The sequence below is a fragment of the Lactobacillus intestinalis genome (genome assembly GCF_024397795.1).
GTDB lineage: Bacteria > Bacillota > Bacilli > Lactobacillales > Lactobacillaceae > Lactobacillus > Lactobacillus intestinalis.
In genome coordinates this window covers 924,327-940,310 of sequence record NZ_CP072983.1, presented here as the reverse complement: position 1 = coordinate 940,310, position 15,984 = coordinate 924,327, and the positions used below count along the sequence as shown (strand labels likewise).

The 15,984-nt window shown below is 33.7% G+C and carries 14 protein-coding genes; 10 read left to right on the top strand and 4 right to left on the bottom strand.

Annotation, left to right across the window (positions count from 1 at the left end; translation table 11 throughout):
- Positions 1–8 precede the first annotated feature (8 nt).
- From hslU to KBW87_RS04225, 3 genes are all read left to right on the top strand, one after another.
- Positions 9–1,412 (top strand): ATP-dependent protease ATPase subunit HslU, encoded by a 1,404-nt coding sequence (gene hslU / locus KBW87_RS04235; protein WP_057811196.1) that lies wholly within the window; start codon positions 9–11, stop codon positions 1,410–1,412.
- Between the two features lie 154 nt (positions 1,413–1,566).
- Entirely contained in the window at positions 1,567–2,457 is an 891-nt protein-coding gene (locus KBW87_RS04230) for an aldose 1-epimerase family protein (RefSeq protein ID WP_057811195.1), read from the top strand.
- A gap of 50 nt (positions 2,458–2,507) precedes the next feature.
- On the top strand, positions 2,508–3,122 hold the full coding sequence (locus KBW87_RS04225; protein WP_057811193.1) for a LysR family transcriptional regulator substrate-binding protein: 615 nt from the start codon (positions 2,508–2,510) through the stop codon (positions 3,120–3,122).
- Positions 3,123–3,235: 113 nt separating this feature from the next.
- Here KBW87_RS04225 and plsY read toward each other — a convergent pair whose 3' ends face one another.
- Complete coding sequence (gene plsY / locus KBW87_RS04220; protein ID WP_057811192.1) at positions 3,236–3,865, bottom strand: glycerol-3-phosphate 1-O-acyltransferase PlsY; 630 nt, start codon at positions 3,863–3,865, stop codon at positions 3,236–3,238.
- Between the two features lie 100 nt (positions 3,866–3,965).
- Between plsY and parE the strand changes: the two genes are divergently transcribed.
- The 5 genes from parE to KBW87_RS04195 all read left to right on the top strand — a co-directional run bounded on the left by parE (position 3,966) and on the right by KBW87_RS04195 (position 11,107).
- The gene (parE, locus tag KBW87_RS04215; RefSeq protein ID WP_057811189.1) at positions 3,966–5,909 is read left to right on the top strand and encodes a DNA topoisomerase IV subunit B; all 1,944 of its coding nucleotides are present in this window, start codon (positions 3,966–3,968) and stop codon (positions 5,907–5,909) included.
- Positions 5,910–5,925: 16 nt separating this feature from the next.
- Entirely contained in the window at positions 5,926–8,403 is a 2,478-nt protein-coding gene (parC, locus tag KBW87_RS04210) for a DNA topoisomerase IV subunit A (RefSeq protein ID WP_057811296.1), read from the top strand.
- A 130-nt stretch (positions 8,404–8,533) separates the two neighbouring features.
- Positions 8,534–9,481: a LysR family transcriptional regulator gene (locus KBW87_RS04205; protein ID WP_057811188.1), complete on the top strand. Its 948-nt coding sequence runs from the start codon at positions 8,534–8,536 to the stop codon at positions 9,479–9,481.
- 27 nt (positions 9,482–9,508) lie between these two features.
- On the top strand, positions 9,509–10,444 hold the full coding sequence (locus KBW87_RS04200) for a manganese-dependent inorganic pyrophosphatase (protein ID WP_057811186.1): 936 nt from the start codon (positions 9,509–9,511) through the stop codon (positions 10,442–10,444).
- 63 nt (positions 10,445–10,507) lie between these two features.
- A complete protein-coding gene (locus KBW87_RS04195; protein WP_057811184.1) occupies positions 10,508–11,107 on the top strand; it encodes a peptidylprolyl isomerase in 600 nt (199 codons plus the stop codon).
- Positions 11,108–11,174: 67 nt separating this feature from the next.
- On the opposite strand, the gene KBW87_RS04190 is transcribed toward KBW87_RS04195, so the two are convergent.
- On the bottom strand, positions 11,175–11,531 hold the full coding sequence (locus tag KBW87_RS04190; RefSeq protein ID WP_057811182.1) for a helix-turn-helix domain-containing protein: 357 nt from the start codon (positions 11,529–11,531) through the stop codon (positions 11,175–11,177).
- Between the two features lie 690 nt (positions 11,532–12,221).
- Between KBW87_RS04190 and xerS the strand changes: the two genes are divergently transcribed.
- Complete coding sequence (xerS, locus tag KBW87_RS04185; RefSeq protein ID WP_057811180.1) at positions 12,222–13,295, top strand: tyrosine recombinase XerS; 1,074 nt, start codon at positions 12,222–12,224, stop codon at positions 13,293–13,295.
- 123 nt (positions 13,296–13,418) lie between these two features.
- Positions 13,419–14,417, top strand: a complete 999-nt coding sequence (add, locus tag KBW87_RS04180) for an adenosine deaminase (RefSeq protein ID WP_057811177.1) — start codon at positions 13,419–13,421, stop codon at positions 14,415–14,417.
- 43 nt (positions 14,418–14,460) lie between these two features.
- Here the strand turns inward: add and KBW87_RS04175 are convergent, their stop codons facing one another.
- Together KBW87_RS04175 and KBW87_RS04170 are read right to left on the bottom strand one after the other, a co-directional pair.
- Positions 14,461–15,333 carry a DegV family protein gene (locus KBW87_RS04175; protein ID WP_057811175.1) on the bottom strand — a complete coding sequence of 291 codons (873 nt, stop codon included), beginning with the start codon at positions 15,331–15,333 and terminating at the stop codon, positions 14,461–14,463.
- 75 nt (positions 15,334–15,408) lie between these two features.
- On the bottom strand, positions 15,409–15,810 hold the full coding sequence (locus KBW87_RS04170) for a winged helix DNA-binding protein (RefSeq protein WP_057811172.1): 402 nt from the start codon (positions 15,808–15,810) through the stop codon (positions 15,409–15,411).
- Positions 15,811–15,984: the final 174 nt, after the last annotated feature.

The following is a 15,984-nucleotide window of genomic DNA, read 5'->3' as shown; positions in this document are numbered from 1 at the left end:
GAAATAAAATGGCAATTAAAACCCCAAAACAAATAGTTGATATTTTAAATCAATATATTATTGGCCAAGATGAAGCCAAGAAATCTGTCGCAATCGCACTTTATAATCGTTATCGCAGAATGCAATTGTCAAAAGATATGCAAAAAGATATTACTCCAAAGAATCTTTTGATGGCAGGCCCTACTGGTGTTGGTAAAACTGAAATTGCTCGCCGTCTTGCCGACATTGTTGAGGCTCCTTTTGTAAAAGTGGAAGCAACTAAATTTACTGAGGTAGGTTATGTTGGTCGCGATGTTGAATCTATGGTAAGAGATTTGGTTAACGAAGCAGTTCGAATGGAAGAAAAGGATCAATTCGAACGCGTTCGACCTCAAGCTGAAAAAGAAGCAAATAAAGAATTGGTTCGTTTGCTTGTTCCAGGGATTAAACGTGAAAATCGCGAAAGCCAAATGCAACAAATGCAAGATATGATGCAAATGCTGATGGGCGGTAACCAAAATCAAAATAATAATGGTCCTCAAGAAGAAGTTACTGATGAAGTTCGTAATGAGCGTTTGAGTGTAGCTGAAAAATTAAATAAAGGCTTACTTGAAGATCGTGAAGTGACTGTCGAAGTTGAGGAAGCTCCTAAAGTTAATCCAATGGGTGATATGATGGGACAAATGGGAATGGATATGAGCTCAATGCTCAATAATTTAGTTCCTAAGAAAAAAGTAAAGAGAACTTTACCAGTTAGGGATGCACGTGAGCTTTTAATTCAAGAACAATCTCATAAGATGGTGGATTACGACAGCATTTATCAAAAGGCAATCGAAAGAACCACTAACAATGGTATTATCTTTATAGATGAAATCGATAAGATTACTGCTGGCAACAAGAAGACCTCTGGAGAAGTTTCTCGTGAAGGTGTTCAACGCGATATCTTACCAATTGTTGAAGGTTCTACTATTCAAACTAAATATGGTCCCGTTTCAACTGATCATATTCTCTTCATTGCAGCCGGTGCCTTTGCGGAAAGCAAGCCAAGTGATTTGATTCCAGAACTTCAAGGACGTTTTCCGATTCGTGTTGAATTGAATGCTTTAAGTAAAGATGACTTTGTTAAAATTCTTAAGGATCCAGAAAACTCACTTCTTAAGCAATACATTGCTTTAATGCATGCCGATGGTATAAAGCTAGTATTCACTAAAGAAGCTGTAGATAAGATTGCTCAAATTGCTTATGATGTTAACCAAGGTACTGATAATATTGGTGCACGTCGACTTTCTACAATTCTTGAAAAACTCTTAGAGGATGTATTGTATGAAGGTCCAGATATGGAAATGGGCGAAATAACTATTACTGAAGCTTATGTGGAAGATAAATTGAGTGATATTATTACCAATAAAGATCTTACTAAGTTCATTCTTTAATAAAAAAGGGTAGAGTTACCCTTTTTTATTTTACTTATGAATATTTTAAGTAGCTTAATGTAAGCGCATATATTTTTAAGCATTAAGTGATATAATAATAATTAAAGATTTAGCTAATTTTTAGCAAACTAAACTGGATAAAGGATAGAACAATATGAATTACACTATTGAGAATAATATGTTAAAAGTAGAAATTTCTAGCAAAGGTGCAGAAATTCAAAGCGTTAAGGGAACACATACAGGATATGAGTATATGTGGCAAGCTGATCCAAAAATTTGGGGACGTCATGCACCTGTACTATTTCCGATTGTTGGCCGTTTAAAGAATGATGAATATACTTATGATGGGAAGACCTATCATTTGGGACAACATGGATTTGCACGTAATCAAGAATTTGAAGTTGAAAAGCATACAAAAGAAAGCATTACTTTTGTATTGAGAGACAATGAAGAAACTCGAAGGGTTTATCCATTTAAGTTTGAATTACGGGTTAACTATAACTTGCTTAATAATTTATTGGAAGAAAACTTCTCAGTTACTAATACTGATGATAAGGAATTGATCTTCGGCGTTGGAGGACACCCTGGATTTAATTTGCCAGTAAATCAAGAAACTGTAAAGGAAGATTACTACTTTGCTACGCAACCTTCTGAAGCTCGAGTTCGAATTCCTTTAGAGGGTGCATATTTAAACTGGAATAAAAGATCTTTAGCCTCTACTGATAGTTTAATTACCATCAGCGATGACTTATTTAAAAATGATGCCCTAATTTATGAATTACGTGGTCACGATAACAAGATTTCTCTTAAGACTGAAAAGAGTAAGTTTCATATTAATGTTTGGACTAGAGATGCGCCATTTGTAGGAATTTGGTCACAATATCCAAAGACTGATAATTATGTATGTATCGAACCATGGTGGGGAATTGCTGATAGACAAGATGCCAGTGGTAAATTAGAAGAAAAGTATGGAATGAATCATTTGGCTCCAGGTGAAGAATTTAATGCTGGATTTAGTATTGCTTACCATGGAGAAGAGGAATAAAAATTAGGGTTTTGGCGCAAACCAAAACCTTATTTATTTGGGAGAGAAAAATGACTTTAAAAGTAGGATATTTTAAAAGTTTTGGTAGTAAAGACGTAGAAAAGATTGTAGAGGAATTTAGAAAGATGCATCCCGAAATAGATATTAAACTCCTCCCTCTATATCAAGATCAAGTTGGGGATGCACTTGCAGGAGGAAAAATTGACTTAGCTTTAACTGATCCACGTGATAATGATTTTAATAATTATCGTCTACAACCAATTACAGAAGTGAGTTTGATGGTTATTCTTCAAGCTGGTAATTTTATGCCTGGAGAACAAACGGTTGATATTAAAGATTTAAAGAAGATCCCTAATATTTTAATTGCTAAAACGGAAGAAGAAGCTGGCGAACTGCATTATCATAAGGATGTTTTAAAGATTACAAGTCCTTTTATTGCTGTAGATAGTTTTAACGAAGCAGCTTTGATGGCTACAAGTGGGTCTGGATATTTTTTAATGAATGAGCGAACGGCAGATTTATTAATGAACGATCAGTTGCAAAAAATGTTTTTACTTAATGATGGCCAGCAACTGAAGCAGGATTATACCCTGGTGGGTAAAAAGGATGTAGACTACTTTGATGATTTTGCTCAGGCTGCAAAAAATACTTTAGTAGATGATTAATCAATAGTAGTTAGGATAATAAACTCTAACTTGCGAACTATTGTTTGTATGAGATATAATATAATAAAACCAGCAAAGATACATTCCTTGCTGGTTATTAATTTGTTTCTTTATTATTTTTGATGATGCTTTTTATACCAATAAACAAGACCAAAAGGTACTAAGTTTTCTTGATGCTTTTCTAAACGCTTAATATTGCTTCGGTGACTCCAATAGATAAGGATGACTAATATTCCACTTAAGATGGTTAGTGCCAAATCATGGAAGAAGAATGATGCAATAAAAATCAAAAGAATAGATATCAAACTAGTTAGAGATACCATGCTGGTTATAAAAAGTGTAGGGAAGAAAATTAAAGCACAAATTAAGAAAAAATGCACATTATAACCCAGGATGAACCCCGCGGTAGTAGCTACTGCTTTACCTCCTTTAAATTTTAAAAAGATTGAAAAAGCATGGCCGATAATAGCAGCAAATCCAAAAATCAAACATAAATAATGAGGACCTAAGTGAAAGATCACAGGTAATACGGTAGCAAGTGTGCCTTTGAAAAAGTCAATTAGGAAAACAATAATACCAGCTACAGGACCTAATACTCTAAACGTATTTGTCGTCCCAATATTGCCGGAACCATATTTCCTAATATCTTTATGGAAGAAAATTTTTCCAATAATTACTCCCGTGGGGAAACTTCCAATCAAATATGCTAAAATAAGTAGCGATTCTATTTTTAATGTAAACATATGATTAAACAACTCCATTTAAATCTATGGCTATTTTAGCAAAGTTTTACGAGTAAATATATGGAGCATACAAATTTATTGAATAAATGGAGGAATTTTAGTGGCTAAAGTTAATACTTATGACGATTCTTCGATTCAAATATTACATGGTCTAGAAGCAGTTCGTAAAAGACCGGGAATGTATATTGGTTCAACTGATATACATGGACTTAACCAATTAGTTTATGAAATCGTCGATAATTCTGTTGATGAAGCAATGGCAGGATATGGTGACGAAATTGATGTTACCATTCACAAGGATAATAGTATTACAGTGCGTGACTTTGGACGTGGAATGCCAACAGGAATGCACAAATCCGGGAAACCAACTATTGAAGTAATTTTAACTGTACTTCACGCTGGAGGTAAGTTTACAGAACAAAACTATAAGACATCTGGTGGTCTTCATGGGGTTGGTTCTTCAGTAGTTAATGCTTTATCCAGTTATATGAAAGTTCGCGTTGTTCGTGATGGAAAAGCTTATGAAGAAGAATTTGAAAAAGGTGGTCATCCAATTGGTACTTTGAAGTGTGTGGGACCTACTGATGATAAAACTGGAACGACCATTACTTTTAAACCTGATGAAACCATTTTTTCAACTGTTAAGTATAAGTACGAAACTATCCAAGAAAGAATCCGTGAATCAGCCTTCTTATTAAAGGGTGTTAAATTTACTTTAACTGATGAACGAGATGGGCATCATGATGAGTTTAAATATGATGATGGTATTAAGTCTTTTGTTTCATATTTAAATGAAGGAAAAGGAACTATCAGTGATGTCTTTTACTTTGAAGGTAAGCAAGATGGTATGGAAATTGAATTTAGTGGTCAATACAGTGATGGCTATTCCGAAAACCTTGTTTCTTTTGTAAATAATGTCCGTACTGCTGATGGTGGTAGTCATGAAGTGGGTGCAAGAAGTGGGTTTACCCGAGCATTTAATGATTATGCTAAGAAGCAGGGACTTTTAGGTAAAAAAGATAAAAATATTGATGGCTCTGATTACCGAGAAGGCCTTAGCGCGGTTTTATCTATTAAGATTCCAGAGGAATTATTGGAATTTGAAGGTCAAACTAAAGGTAAGCTCGGTACTCCGCAAGCAAGATCAGCAGTTGACTCTTTGGTTTATGAAAAGATGTCTTACTACTTGATGGAAAACGGAGAACTGGCTCAAGAGCTGGTCAAAAAAGCGCAACGAGCAAGGGATGCACGTGAAGCCGCCAAAAAAGCTCGTGATGAGAGTCGGAACGGAAAAAAGAGACGCAAGAAAGAAGTTTTATCTGGTAAGCTGACTCCTGCACAATCACGTAATCCTAAGAAAAATGAGCTATTCTTAGTCGAAGGGGATTCTGCTGGAGGTTCCGCAAAGCAAGGTAGAGATAGAAAGTTCCAAGCAATTTTGCCTTTAAGAGGTAAAGTGCTTAATACCCAAAAAGCTAAGCTTCAAGATATCTTCAAAAATGAAGAAATCAATACTATGATTTATACAATTGGCGCTGGAGTTGGAACTGAATTTAAAGTTGAAGATTCTAACTATGATAAAGTTATTATTATGACAGACGCCGATGATGATGGCGCACATATTCAAATCTTGCTTTTAACATTCTTCTATCGCTACATGCGTCCAATGATTGAGCAAGGTAAAGTTTATATTGCCCTTCCCCCACTTTATCGTTTGCAAAAAGGTCGCGGGAAGAAGGCTAATATCAAATACGCTTGGACCGATGAAGAATTGGCAGCTGATGAAAAAGAAATGGGTCGAGGTTACTCTTTGCAACGTTTTAAAGGTTTAGGAGAAATGAATGCTGAACAACTTTGGCAAACGACAATGAATCCTGAATCTCGAATGCTGATTAGAGTAAAAATTGATGATGCTGCTCTTGCGGAAAGACGTGTCACTACTTTAATGGGTGACAAGGTCGCTGCAAGAAGAAAATGGATTGAAGAAAATGTTAAGTTTAGAATGGGCGAAGATGCTTCTATTCTAGATAGTGATAATGAATAAAGAAGGTTTTGATTTAATGACCACAAAAGAACGAATTCGTGAAATGCCCCTTGAACAAGTAATGGGGGAACGATTTGGCCGCTATTCAAAATATATTATTCAAGAACGTGCCTTACCTGACATTCGTGATGGGCTAAAACCCGTACAGCGTCGAATCCTTTATGCAATGTATCAGGATGGCAATACATATGATAAAGCATATAAAAAAGCGGCAAAGGCTGTAGGTAATATCATGGGTAATTTTCACCCCCATGGTGATAGTTCTATTTATGGCGCATTAGTACACTTATCTCAAGATTGGAAAATGCGTGAGCCTTTAGTAGAAATGCATGGTAATAATGGCTCGATGGATGGTGATGGTCCTGCTGCCATGCGTTATACTGAATCTCGTTTAAGTAAGATTTCTAATATGCTTTTACAAGATATTGATAAAGATACGGTTAACATGGTATTAAACTTTGATGATACTGAATATGAGCCAACAGTTTTACCAGCAAGATTTCCTAATTTATTAGTAAATGGTTCAACAGGTATTTCATCAGGATACGCAACTGAAATCCCTCCTCACAATTTAACCGAGGTAATTGAAGCGACCATTTACTTATTAAAGCATCCCGATGCGACATTAGATGATTTAATGAAGTATGTTAAAGGACCCGATTTTCCAACTGGTGCCATTATCATGGGAACTAAAGGTATTAAAGAAGCTTATGAAACTGGTCGTGGGCGTATTCAAGTTCGTGCTAAAACCAGCATTCAAGAAATTCGTGGTCATCGTCAAGAAATCGTAGCCACTGAAATTCCTTTTGACGTTAATAAAGCTTTATTAGTTAAAAAGATTGATGAGATCCGTCTAAATAAAGAAATTGATGGGATTGCTGAAGTTCGAGATGAAACTGACCGTCATGGTTTATCAATTGTAGTTGAGCTTAAAAAAGGCGCAGATGCTCAAAATATTTTGAATTATTTGTTTAAGAATACAGACTTACAAGTTTCATACAACTTCAATATGGTAGCCATTGATCATATGACTCCAGTTCAAGTAGGATTGAAGAGGATTCTTTCCTCATACTTAGAACACGAAGAAGAGGTAGTCACTAAGCGAACACAATTTGATTTGAATAAAGCTGAAGCTCGTCTTGAAATTATTGCTGGTTTAATTCATGCAATGGATATCTTAGATCAAGTAATCAAGGTGATTAGATCTTCTAAGAATAAGGCAGATGCTAAGCGTAATTTAGTAAAAGAATTTGATTTTACAACTAATCAAGCAGAAGCAATTGTTTCATTACAGCTTTATCGTTTAACTAATACCGACGTTGATGCATTAATTGCTGAACAAACTGACTTAAATAAAAAAGCTGATAAGTATAGAAAGCTTCTTTCTGATAGAGCAACTTTAGAAAAAGAAATCATTAAGGAATTGAATGCTGTTAAAAGAGAGTTTGGTACTGAGAGAAGAACTGAAATCTCTGAAGAAACTGCTAAGATCCATATTGATGAGAAGGCTTTAGTTGCTGATGAACAAGTTCGTGTTTTAATTAGTAGAGATGGATATCTAAAGAGATCATCTTTAAGATCATATCAATCAACTGCTGAGGGTGATAATGGATTGCCTGATGGGGATGCAGTAGTTTATGAAAAGAATGTATCCACTCTAGAAAATCTTTATCTCTTCACTAACAAAGGTAATGTAATCTATCGTCCTGTACATGAATTGGTGGAAACTAAATGGAAGGAAACGGGCCAACACTTATCTCAAGAAATTGGGCTTGATAGTGATGAAAAGATTATTCGTGTATTTAACTTTAAAGACCTTAGCCAAGATTTAGATTTCTTACTAGCAACTAACGATGGATATATTAAGCGTCTAAAATTAGCTAATTTACAACCAACTAGAACTTATAAATCTCGTGCCATTACTGCTATTAAAATGAAGAGCAAAGATAGTCATTTATTACAAGTTGATTTACTTAGCCCAGATTCTAATAAAGAGATTACTTTAGTTACTAATATGGCTTATGCAGTGAAATATGATGTTAGTGAGATCCCTGAATCTGGTGCAAAAGCAGTCGGAGTAAAGTCAGTAAATCTAAAAGATGATGATTATGTAGTAGGATACGTTTTAGTAGCGCCTGAATTTGAAGATTTGATTAAGATAGGTCTAATTACTCAACGTGGAGCCTTTAAGCAGTTAGAGTTGAACTTGATAAATAAAGTTTCTAGAGCTAAACGAGGTGTGCAAATCTTACGTGAATTAAAGACTAAGCCACATAGAATTGCTGCACTTACTTCTTATGGTCAAAATCATACTTTGCTTTTGACAACTAGCAGCGATCGTCATGTAAAGATTAAAACAAGTGAATTTCCTTTAGGAGATCGCTATTCAAATGGGTCATTTGTATTGGATCCTTCAGTAGATGGAACGCCTATTAGACTAGAATTAGGTCGACCAACTAGTGATAAAAATGAGAATGTATCTGAATTATTCTAAAATCTGAAACCGTTTCAAAAGTGTCAACAATACGTATTCGTTGACACTTTTATTTTTTAGGTTGATAATAAAGTTTGCTATGGGATGTAGCTTATTATTAAATAATTATTTTAGAAAGAAGCTAATCACTATGCCTAAAACAGATACTATACTTTCAGCAAAATCATTACGTTATTTTTTACAATTAGTTAGCACAATGAATTATACCCAAGCAGCTGAAATACTTGGGATTACGCAACCTGCTTTAACTCAACAAATTAAGAAGTTAGAGCATGCTATTGGGGCACCACTTTTTGGTCAAGCCGGCAAAAAGTTATATTTAACAGCTGCCGGAAAAGAAATGCGAGTGGCTGCCGAGAAGCTCTTGGGTACCATTAGTGCAGTAGTGGATAATGTGCAAGCTTTTACCAGAATCGATAAGGGAAATATTTCGATCGGGGTTTTAAACTCAATTGAAGGAAAAGTCCTTTCTGACTTTTTGGTGGATTATCATAAACATTATCCAAATATTACTCTTACTATTGAAGTTTTAAATCATCAAGATATTTTAAAGTATCTTGATAATAATGAATTAGACCTTGCTTTGATGTATGCAAAAGGTGATCCTGTAATTCAATCACAATTTACTAAAGAAAACATCTATAAAGATCGATTGATTATTTTAACCCATAAAGATACAGTAGAAAAATATCAAGAATGCATCCCAAGCAGATTCTATAATCGTAAATGGGTCGCATATCCTGCTGATTTTTATTTAAGAAGAGTAATACAAAATGTTTTTGGGAGTAGAAATAAGCTAAGAGTACCAATTACTTCTTCTTCTACTCAACAAAATGTAAAAATGGCGCAAAATAGCAAATATGATACTTTTATTAGTCAATCTTATTATTTGCAACATGAAGACAATATCAATTCTTTAACCCCAGTTTATTTAAAGGGTGATAAAGAATTTGACATTTCTTTGGTATATCGAAAAGGGAAAACGGAAATTCCACGCGTTAAAAATATGATAAAAGAATTTCAGAAGTTCTTGGATAAAAAGGATTATTCTAGTAGACTAGTAGAGAAGAGTGAATAAAATTCAAAGAAGAGAGGAATCTTTTTAATGGAAAAAGAATTAGTTTTTGGTCACCAAAATCCTGATACTGATGCCATTGGTACTGCCATTGCATTTTCATATTTTGTAAATAAGTTAGGCTGCAACACTGAACCTGTAGCTCTTGGAGAACCTAATGACGAAACTGCCTATGCTTTAGCTAAGTTTGGTTTTGAAGCACCACGTGTAATTAAGACAGCATCAGATGAAGTTAAGTCAGTTATGCTTGTTGACCATAATGAACCTCAACAAAGTGTATCTGATATTGATAAGGTTAAAGTTAGTCGTGTAGTTGATCACCACCGTATCATGAACTTTAATACTGCTGATCCTTTATACTATCGTGCTGAACCAGTAGGCTGTACCAGTACTATCGTTTGGGAAATGTTCGATGAACAAGAAATGGAAATCCCAGAAAAGTTAGCTGGTTTAATGCTTTCTGCAATTATTTCAGATACTTTGCTTTTGAAGTCTCCAACTACTACTGATAAAGATAAAGCAGCTGTTGAAGCTTTAGCTAAGATTGCTGGTGTTGACTACAAGGAATACGGTCTTGCAATGCTTAAAGCTGGTACTAATATTGCTGATAAGTCAGAAGATGAATTAATTGATTTAGATGCTAAGAGCTTTGAATTAAATGGCAACAATGTTCGTGTAGCTCAAATTAACGTTGTAGACCTTCCAGAAGCTATGGAACGTAAAGATGCTTTCTTAAAGGCTATGGAAAATGCGTCAAAAGAAAATGGATATGATATGTTCATGCTTCTTATTACTAATATTTTAGATTCTGACTCTGAAGCTTTAGTAGTAGGTAGCGATGAAAATAAAGCTACTTTTGAAAAGGCCTTTGGTAAGAAGTTATCAGATTCTGAAGTTAAGTTACCAGGCGTTGTTTCAAGAAAGAAGCAAGTTGTTCCTCCATTAACTAATGCTTTTGAAGGATAATTAAAAGACAAATTGGTAGCCGAAAGGTTGCCTTTTTTGTTGTTTAGAAAGAGGGAGTATAAAATGGATTACCCACAACTTAATATTGAAGAATTAAAAGAACCATACGCTGTAATGAAAACTAGTTTAGGGGATGTAAAGATTCAATTGTTCCCTAAAGAAGCCCCAATGACAGTAGAAAACTTTGTGCGTTTAGCTCAGAAAGGATATTATGATGGTCTTGTTTTTCATAGAGTTATTAGTGACTTTATGATTCAAGGAGGAGATCCAGAGGGAAATGGCACCGGCGGTGAAAGTATCTGGGGCCATCCATTCCAAGATGAATTTTCAAAAGAGCTTTTCAACTTAAGAGGAGCTTTATCCATGGCCAATTCAGGTCCTAATACTAACGGCAGTCAGTTCTTCATTGTGCAAAACAAGAATATGCCTAAACGAATGATTAAACAAATGGAGCCTGCTGGTTATCCAAAGGAGATCATCGAAGCTTATAAGCAAGGTGGAACTCCATGGTTAGATGGTAGACATACGGTATTTGGTCAAGTTGCTGAAGGTATGGATATCGTTGATAAAATTGCAAAGGTTAAAAAAGATAAGCAAGATAAACCTTTAGAGGATGTAGTAATTAAAACTATTGAAGTTACTGGATCTAAATTTACTGATTAGAAAAAGAAATCAAAAAAGACACTGCCATTAATAGCGGTGTCTTTTTTGTTATTTGTAGATTGTATTATTAACTGTTAATTTCTTTAACCAATACAATTAGTGATTTGCATACACGCTCTGCCTTATCTGCAGGTAACTTTCTTAATTCATTAGTTACTTTTTGGATAAAAACAGGAGTATTATCTGGAGTACTATCGTTTTTAACTTTCTTTGAACGATAAGCATTGTTGATAATATCTGGAGTGGTTGTATTCAAAGCTTGAGCAATAGAATCTAGCTTTTGAATACTTACATTTTGATCTTTGGTACGCTCAAGACGTGAAATGAAATTAACGGATAAATCACTGAGTTCCGCTAAATCTTCTTGAGTTAATTTTTGCTCACGTCTACGACGTGAAATTTCTTGTCCTAAATTAACACTCATAGAGCATTTCGATCCCTTCAATTATTATAAAGCTATAGCTATAGACTATACAACTTTAAATTAAAAATACATAGACTATTTTAATAAAATTAAAACATACTATATAAATACACAGTGTATTAATAGATTGTTAAATTGGTGAGATAGGTAAGTAATATAGATAAAAATCTATCAAAACAATTGTGTATCTATACCATTAATAATATATTTTATTAAAAACTACTAAATCGTATAGTTACAGATTAGAGATTCAACTAATCCAATCAGTGAATATTTTAAAATAAATAGTTTATTATTTAAACAGAAAAGTATTAAACATAAGATAAACTTTAACTATAAATTAATAATTATAGTTAAAGTTATAAATATTAATAGATTATTTAGATAAAATCTAAAAATACTTAACGATCAATAATATATTTACTAAATAATTTGATTGAGTTGAATTCACTAAAAATATATCTTAAATCAAATAAATTATATTTACAAATATTTGTGTTAGAAATTAAATCTTGATAGCCAAATTCAGCTAATAAGTTATTGATATGCCTGAAAAATAGCTTTTTCTTAGCATTTTTTCTATTGCTATCATTAAAACTATAATTTTAATGATAGGTAGATAATCCTCTTTCTCGCTCTTTTTCATGATATAATTCAATAAATTAGGTAAATATTCTAGGAGCTGATTTTTTGGAAACAGAAAAATATTTAGATTTGATTCAAAGCGAATTAACCAAGATGCCAGATTTTGTTAAAGAATATAATTTAGGAACCCGTCATTCTTTAACCACTTCATATCAATATCTTACTGAAATCAGACGTTTCTTTGACTGGTTACGTAGCCAAAATCTTTCATCTGCTAAAGATAATCAGCATGTAACTGTCGATACACTTGCAAAGCTTAGACGAAACGACATCATGCTCTATATTGATTACTTGGGTCATATAAAAAATCAACAAGGCCGTTTGAATTCGCCTACAACCATTAATCGTTCGATTAACGCTTTGAGATCTTTATTTAAATTTTTGACAGTTACCGCCGATAATAACAATGGTGAACCATATTTTGATAGAAATGTGATGCTCAAGATTGATTCTCTGAACAGCTCAAAAACTTTGAACTATCGAGCTCATGTACTCGAGTCGCATATGTACACAGGCGATTTAAAGTATCAATTTTTAGACTTCATTGATAAGGAATACGGACAACAATGTAATAAACAAGCCCTCCCCGGCTTTAAAAGGAATAAAGAGCGGGATATGGCCATTGTAGCTTTGATTTTAGGAACTGGAATTCGGGTTTCTGAATGTGCCGGTGTGAATATGCAGGATTTAAATATTAAAGATGCAATTCTCGATGTAACGCGTAAAGGTGGACAAAGAGATAGTGTTCCAATTGCGGAATGGACGCTTGATTATATTATTGAGTATAAGAATATTCGTAAAGATCGTTATCTGGCTGATAATAAGGAAAACGCCTTTTTCTTAACTAGATGGCACGATCAAACTCGAAGAATGACTACAAATGCTATTGAGAAAATGGTCAATAAATATTCTGCTGCCTTTGGCCACCCTCTTACCCCTCATAAATTACGTCACACTTTAGCTTCGGAATTATATAGTGTCACCAAAGATCAAGTTTTAGTAGCCCAGCAATTGGGTCAAAAAGGAACGAGTGCGACAGACTTATATACCCACGTTAACCAAAAAGAACAACGAAATGCTTTAAATGAAATTTCAAATTTGGATAAACACGAACAATAAAACTGCCATTTGATAAAACGTAGTTATTTAATAATATTTTTAATGAATAAAGCTTACAGCTTTCTAAATAAGTGGTAAAATATGAACAATTTAACATTTTATCATTTAGAAGGAGAGTTTTTTATGCAACCATTAATTGATATTCATTTACATTTGGACGGTTCTTTACCCTACTCTACGGTTAAAAAGCTAATGCAAATTCATGGCATCCCTCCGATGACGGATATGCAATTACAATCTCATTTATCCGTGTCTAATGATTGTCATGACTTGAATGAATATTTAGAAAAATTCGCCTTCCCTTTGACTTTGATGCAAACGCAAGGCGATTTAGAACTGATAGTTTTCGATTTATTAAAAGAACTTAAACAACAAGGCCTGGTTTATGTGGAAATCCGCTTTGCTCCACAACTACACACTCAAAACGGCTTAACTCAAACCGAAGTAGTCCAAGCTGCTATTAAGGGACGAAATAAATTCTTGAATTGGCAAATTAAAAATGAATCTACTGCTCCTCTTCATGCAAACTTTTTACTTTGTTGTATGCGAATGAAGAATAATCATCAAGAAAATGAAGAGACTGTTGAGGTGGCAAAAAAGTTTCTTAATAAAGGTGTGGTTGGAATCGATTTAGCCGGTGCAGAGACCCCAGAATTTGCAATTCATAAATATAAAGACTTGTTTGACAAAGCTAGATCTTACCATATTCCTTACACTATTCACGCAGGAGAAGCAATGGGACCAGAATCAATGAAGGAGGCTCTGGCTTTAAAAACTACTCGAATCGGCCATGGAATTCGTTGTAGTGAAGATGAAGAATTAGTTAAGACAATTGTTAAGGATAAAATCACCTTGGAATGTTGTGCAACTTCAAATTTAAATACGAAAGTATTTGATAAATTGGATGACTATCCTATTAAAAAGTTATTATCCGAAGATGTTAAAGTTACTCTTAATTCTGATAATATGACGGTCTCTAATACCAATCTACCTTTTGAATATCAGCAACTAGAGAAAAAAACAGACTTAACTAAAAGAGATGAACGTCAATTATATTTAAATGCTGTTCGGGCCGCATTTTGCTCAGAAGAAGAAAAAGCTCGATTAAGAAGCTTGATTTAAGTAAATAAAAAAGAAGTTGATAATCTCAACTTCTTTTTTATTCTTAAAATTCTAATTTATCAATATCAATCATCCACGCAATGGCAATTGACTTTTCTCCTAAGTGAGTCGCAATTACAGGACTAAATTCTGCCACATCAACAGGCATCCCTGGGAAATTGTCTAAAATAAACTCTTTAATCCCTTCGGTTTGCTTTTCATCGTTAGAATGGAAAACAAACAAGCGAAGTTTATCTTTATAGGGCAACTTACTAGTTCTTTCTAAAGCAATATCTTCTACTTTAGAAACCGCACGCTTTAAGGAGCGAATCTTATCAAAGGCTACGATTTTTCCATCTTCAAAAGTAAGAAGTGGTTTAATGTGAAGCATGGTTCCAATAAAGGCACTTGCATTGCTTAAACGGCCTCCACGACTCAAATTCTTAAGATCATCAACTATGAACAATTCATCAATCGTTGCTCTAATCTTGTCCAACCGCTCTAAAATTTCTTCCGGTGTATAGCCTGCTTTAATCATCTTGGCAGCAGCTAATACAAGATAGCCTTGAAGACGAACTGTCATCTTAGAATCATAAGGATATAAATGATATTCAGGATTATTGCGAGCAACATTTTGTAAAGTTTGGAAAAATCCAGAGATACCACTTGATAAAGTTACAGTGATAATAGCTTCATAGCCTTCATCATGAAGCTTATTGAAAAGACTAATCATTTCCCCCATACTTGGTTGGGAAGTTTTTGGAAATGCCGCACCTTGCTTTTGGGTTTCAAAAAGCTGCTTAGATGTAATGTTGACGCCTTCTAAGTATTCTTTGTCTCCAATAATGATTGGAATAGGTGCAACGATTACATTGTTTTCTTTGATTTCCTGTTCTGTTAAGACACTAGTACTGTCGGTAACTAATGCAATCTTCATGTTATTAACCCTTTCATATTTTCTGATTGTATAGAAAAATTATAGCATAAAATATTACTAGATTCGACTAAAAGACTAAAACATAGCTTTTCTGGCCAAAATGGTCAATTGCTTAATAAAAAACATTGAATCATTAGGTGCAAAACTATTAAATAGTTGATTCTCGATTTGTTTGAGTGTTAATTTTAAAGTTGTCATTTTTTCAATGCCAATATTATTTAAATTCACTTTTTTACTTGAATCATTGTCAGATTTAGTAATATTTATTAGCTTTTTGGTTTTATCTTGTTGTAATTGTCGACTTAAGGTAGATAAAGAGATATTTAAGCTCTGAGCTAAATTTCCCATAGTCAAAGGTTGATTTTGATTGCCATCAAAGAACAACAATAAACGAGTTTGAGAAAGGTTTAGACCACACTGCTCATTAATCTCTTTTTTAATAAAGTCAGAAATTATATTAAAGGACAATATATCCATTGCATTCTTCTCCAAAGTAAAATATAAGGTTATTCTATCATAAATATTAACTTTGATAACCGTATTATTAATCCCATCTTTTTATATTTTATAACATGATTCTTAAATATGTAAAAGTGGATATATGTTTATGTAAAAATTCAGATTAACTATCTAAATTTCAAATAATTAAAT